Source organism: Saccharopolyspora sp., from assembly GCF_017434145.1.
Classification (GTDB): Bacteria; Actinomycetota; Actinomycetes; order Mycobacteriales; family Pseudonocardiaceae; genus Saccharopolyspora_C; species Saccharopolyspora_C galaxeae.
The window spans coordinates 1-4,408 of the sequence record NZ_JAFRFW010000525.1 but is presented as its reverse complement, the minus strand read 5'-3'; the positions used below and the strand labels follow the sequence as shown (position 1 = coordinate 4,408).

General features: G+C 69.5%; 5 protein-coding genes. 2 read left to right on the top strand and 3 right to left on the bottom strand.

Annotated elements, in window-relative coordinates; all coding sequences use genetic code 11:
• Nucleotides 1–136: 136 nt before the first annotated feature.
• The 3 genes from IJH84_RS14620 to IJH84_RS14610 form a co-directional block, all read right to left on the bottom strand.
• Nucleotides 137–862 (bottom strand): SdrD B-like domain-containing protein, encoded by a 726-nt coding sequence (locus IJH84_RS14620; RefSeq protein ID WP_200072279.1) that lies wholly within the window; start codon nucleotides 860–862, stop codon nucleotides 137–139.
• A 208-nt stretch (nucleotides 863–1,070) separates the two neighbouring features.
• Nucleotides 1,071–1,892 carry a hydroxyethylthiazole kinase gene (gene thiM, locus IJH84_RS14615; protein WP_295145329.1) on the bottom strand — a complete coding sequence of 274 codons (822 nt, stop codon included), beginning with the start codon at nucleotides 1,890–1,892 and terminating at the stop codon, nucleotides 1,071–1,073.
• A gap of 38 nt (nucleotides 1,893–1,930) precedes the next feature.
• Complete coding sequence (locus tag IJH84_RS14610) at nucleotides 1,931–2,563, bottom strand: TetR/AcrR family transcriptional regulator (RefSeq protein WP_295145326.1); 633 nt, start codon at nucleotides 2,561–2,563, stop codon at nucleotides 1,931–1,933.
• A 57-nt stretch (nucleotides 2,564–2,620) separates the two neighbouring features.
• Between IJH84_RS14610 and IJH84_RS14605 the strand changes: the two genes are divergently transcribed.
• Nucleotides 2,621–3,853 carry an oxygenase MpaB family protein gene (locus IJH84_RS14605; RefSeq protein ID WP_295145323.1) on the top strand — a complete coding sequence of 411 codons (1,233 nt, stop codon included), beginning with the start codon at nucleotides 2,621–2,623 and terminating at the stop codon, nucleotides 3,851–3,853.
• Between the two features lie 139 nt (nucleotides 3,854–3,992).
• Nucleotides 3,993–4,325 (top strand): hypothetical protein, encoded by a 333-nt coding sequence (locus IJH84_RS14600; protein WP_295145320.1) that lies wholly within the window; start codon nucleotides 3,993–3,995, stop codon nucleotides 4,323–4,325.
• Nucleotides 4,326–4,408 lie beyond the last annotated feature (83 nt).

The window sequence follows — 4,408 nt, the reverse complement described above, 5'->3', positions numbered from 1 at the left end:
TTCCGGCGTCCGATGCGGACAAGGCGGCCTTGCGGCCGTACAAGTGATCAAAGCGGTGGCGCGTGCGGGCGAGCAACATCCGTACGCGCCACCGTCCCCCGCACCCCGGCAGCGCTGCGAACGGCGCGAATTCGGCTCAACCGCGCGGCGGAACGTAACCGGCGTCGATGTTGTGCGCGTTGATGATGAAACCGGGCTTGCCGACCCAGACCGACGCCTCGGCACTGCCGTCGTCGGCGTCGATCACATCGGAGTCGGTCTCCGGCGCACCGACCCGCGGCGGCGCGAACATCATGCCCTCGCGCGGCTGGAAGGTCAGCCGGTAATCCTTGTTGATCCAAGCGTCCGCGATGCGGTAAGTGCCGTCTTCGCCGGTGGTGGCGCGGTATTGCGCCCCGTCGATGCTCGTGATCTCCACCCCGGCGATCGGCGGCTCGCCCTGCTGCCGCTGCCCGTCGCCGTTGCTGTCCTCCCACGCCATGCCGGAGATTTCCCCGCCCTGCATCCCGAAGTCGGCCTGCGCGGTACCGCCGTCCTGGACGCTCACCGGCACGTTGTTCGGGGTGGTGGGCAGGAACCCGCCCTCGTTGAACCGGACCTGGTAGTCACCCGGGGCGACGTCGCCGAACTCGTAGAATCCCTGCTCGTCGGGACTCCCGTGCGCGACCTGCCTGCCGTCGGTCGTCAGCAGTTCGACGAACCCGGCGTGCGGACCCGGTTCGTCCGCCTGCTGCTGCCCGTCGCCGTTGCGGTCCATGAAGTACTTCCCCGAGACCGTCCCGGTTCCGGCGTCCGCTGCTTGCGCGGGCGCGGCGACCGCGAGCGGCAGCGCGGCTGCCAACAACAGACCGGAATAGCGCATCTTTCCTCCAAACTCACGAACATCGTCGTCCGGAGGACGCCGCCGCGCCGAGCGGGGTTGCCATCCGGTGGCACCCGGTCGAACGCGTTTTTCCCATTCCCGCGCCCTGACCACACATACACCGGTGACCTGCGCACACCCGCCCGCAGTCGTGGGTGAACGGCCCGTTCGTCCAAATCCATTGGGACCAGCGGTTCGTTCACTGCGATCAGTGCTCGGCGCTGTCGATCCGCGCATGCGCGCGCAGGTCGTCCGGGCCGACGGCCGCCAGCGTGTCGAGGAACGCCGGGACGAACGTGCCCGGTCCGTTCGCGTGCGGCTCGGCGAACTCCGCGGCGACCGAGAAGTGCGCGTGTGCGGCCACGATCCCGGTGAACGGCTCCGCCACCGCGAGGTAAGCCGCCCCGAGCGCTCCGAGCGCGCACCCCGTGGCGGTGATCTTCGGCAGCCACTCGCTGCCGCCGTGCACCCGCGCCGTCGCGATCCCGTCCGCGGTGCGCCCGGTGATGTAGTCGATCGGCCCCGAAGCGGAAACGACTTCGCTGACCTCCAGCAACGTTCGTGCCGCCGGTACCGACTCGGCCGCATCGGAAGCGCTGTCGACACCGCGGGAGGTGCTTTCCAACCCCGCCACGGCCGCGATCTCCGAAGGATTCCCGCGGATCGCCGTCGGCCGATGCGCGAGCAGCCCACCGGCGAGTTCGGTGCGCCACGACAGGCCACCGACGCCCACGGGATCCAGCACCCACGGATGCCCGGCCGCGTGCGCGGATTCCGCAGCCGCGGTGAACGCGCGGGCCTGCTCGTCGTCCGGGGTTCCGAGGTTGATCAGCACGGCGTCCGCGATCCGCGCGAATTCCCCGGCTTCGCGCGGATTGTCGATGATCGCGTTGGTGGCTCCGGCCGCCAGCAACGCGTTGGTGAGCACGTTCGCGGAGACCACATTGGTCAGCGAATGCACCAGCGGAGTCCGCTCGCGCAGCCGCGCGAGCGCGCCCGCGACGGCCTCGGGGTCCGGAATCGTCGGCATGGTCGGCCTTTCTGCGCAGTTGCACATCGGACGGTTGATCATCCCGCGCGCCCGATCCGGTCGGCGAGGTACCCGGTGATGAGCCGGGTGAGTTCGTCGACCACGGTCTCGCGCCCGAGCGGCGGCGGGTCCAGCACGTAGCTGATCGTGAGGTTCTCGACGGTGCGCACCAGCACCCAGGCGATCGCGTCGATCGGTTCGCCGCTGCGTCCGCGGTCGTGCAGCAGCAGCGCCGTGGTGACCAGCTCGTCGATGCGGTGCTTGAAATCGGCCCGGTGGGTGTCCGCGGTCGGCGGCAGCTGTTCGTAGAGCACCCGGATCAGGCCCGCGTTCGCCTCGAAGGCGTCCAGCAGGGCGTTCACGCTGCCGCGCACGCTCTCGGCCGGAGAGGGCGCCGACAGGTTGTGCACGAACGCGCGTGAAACGCGAGTCCGCAGCCGATCGGTGTAGCGGTCGATCACCTGCGTCAGCACCGCGTGCTTGTCCGGGAAGTACTGGTACAGCGAGCCCGGGCTGATGCCCGCCGCAGCTGCGATGCGCCCGGTGCTGGCGCGCTCGTAACCGTGTTCCAGCAGCACAGCGTGCCCCGCGGTGATGATGCGCTCGACCATTGCGCGCGAGCGCTGCTGGCTCGGTTCGCGGCGCACCTGCCCGCGCGGCCGGGCCGTCATCCGCGTCCCCACAACGCGAATTGAACGCGAATGATCATTCGTGTCAGCATCCTCAGCATGGTGGCACAGGCAGCGCACGACGCCGCGGCGTACCCGAGCCGGTTCTTCGGTGCACCCGAGCGCGGCAGGCGGATCGGCCGCGTTCTGCGGCTGGTCGCGCGGGTGCGTTCGCTGGACGAGGACCTGATCGACCGGATCGGCCGGCGGATGTACAGCCGCGACGAACTCGGCGCGCAGCTGGTCCGGGCGATGCGGCGGGACCGCGCCGACGGCGAGCGCGTGCGGATGGCGCAGTTCCACCAGGCGCTCGAGCACGGCATCGAGAGCGTGCCCGACGCGCCCGAGCCGCTGCGGAAGTTCTTCGCCGAGGTCGATCAGGTGCCCGACTGGGTCGACTTCGACCTGCTGGAACGCGGCGCCCGCACGGTGCGCCGGATGGGTCGCACCACCGGTGACGTGCTGCTGCAGTTGGCGCTGATCGGCGGCTACCGGTTCGGCGGGCCCGCGGACCTGCTGGTGGAAACCGGTGGTCTCACCGGCTCCACCGCGCTGCGCAGGCTCGGCGAGACCAAGAAGTGGGCCGTCGCCGTGACTCAGCCCGGCGCGATGCACCGCGACGGCGAGGGATTCAAGCTCACCGTCCACGTCCGCGCGATGCACGCCCTGGTCAACGACCGCTTCGAGCGCAACGGCCGGTGGGACGTGCAGCGCTGGGGCCTGCCGATCAACCAGACCGACCAGGCATCCACCCTCGGCCTGTTCAACAGCACGCTGCTGCTCGGCGTGCGCGCACTCGGCTGGGTCGTGACCGGCGAGGAGTCGCGCGCGGTGATGCACCTGTGGAAGTACGTGGGCTGGCTGATGGGTGTCGACGAGGACTGGCTGTTCGACACCGAACGCGAGCAGAACGTGTTCAACTACCACATCCTGCGCGTGCAGGACGGGCAGACGCCCGCGGGTGCCGCGCTGTCGTCCGCGCTGGTCGAGGGGCAGCTCGATGTGGACCACGGCAGGTTCGGCGGGGTGATCGGGCGGTACACGCGGCTGCGGTTGCTGAGCATGTTGCGCTACTTCCTCGGCAAACGGGACATGCGGGACCTGCAGCTGCCGGTGACTCCGGCATGGGCGGTGCCGGGCATCGTCGCCGCGAACTCGGTCAAGTCCGGCCTGCTCGGGCGGACCAGGCGCGGACGCCGCTACCTGGAACGCGCGGGTGATCGCGTCGTGCACCGCGACCTGCACAAGACCTTCGGCAACGGTTCGCCCGAGATCGGCGCGCTGCCCGCCTGAACGTTGGTCTTTCTCGGTGACGTTGCACCGCCGTAGTGGCGGCGCCGAGCTCGATGTCGGCGCGACCGGCCCACGGTGTCGTGCCAGATCGTTATGGTGCTCGCGAGGTGTGTTGTTCTCGCGTTGAAGGGTGCCGTCGATGAAGTTCGACATGGGGTCGTCGACGTTGTCGGCGTTGACGAAGCAGACGCAGGGTTCCAGCGATGATCTGGGCGCGTTGATCCGCCAGCTCATCGCCGCCGCGGAACCCCTCGAAGGCAAGTTCAACGGGGCCGGGCGGGCCGCGTTCGACTCGTTCAAGGCACGGGCCGACGAGATCACCGGCGAGCTCAACGGCTCGCTGTCGGCGATCTTGGGCGGGCAGTCCGGCATGGACCGCTCGTTCGGCCACGGCGACACCGAAATGGCCGACAACGCCTCGGCCAACCAAGGCTCGGCCAACTTCGACGCTGCCCGCTTCGGCGCAAGCTGAACCCGGGGGAATCGTCATGAGCTTGGACCGGCGCAGCTTCGACAGCGACATCTCGCAATCCGTCCTAGGCGACATTCAAGGCA

Coding starts and splice junctions, on each gene's coding strand:
- IJH84_RS14620 (WP_200072279.1), bottom strand. CDS start 862: ATGCGCTATTCCGGTCTGTTGTTGGCAGCCGCGCTGCCGCTCGCGGTC.
- thiM (WP_295145329.1), bottom strand. CDS start 1,892: ATGCCGACGATTCCGGACCCCGAGGCCGTCGCGGGCGCGCTCGCGCGG.
- IJH84_RS14610 (WP_295145326.1), bottom strand. CDS start 2,563: ATGACGGCCCGGCCGCGCGGGCAGGTGCGCCGCGAACCGAGCCAGCAG.
- IJH84_RS14605 (WP_295145323.1), top strand. CDS start 2,621: ATGGTGGCACAGGCAGCGCACGACGCCGCGGCGTACCCGAGCCGGTTC.
- IJH84_RS14600 (WP_295145320.1), top strand. CDS start 3,993: ATGAAGTTCGACATGGGGTCGTCGACGTTGTCGGCGTTGACGAAGCAG.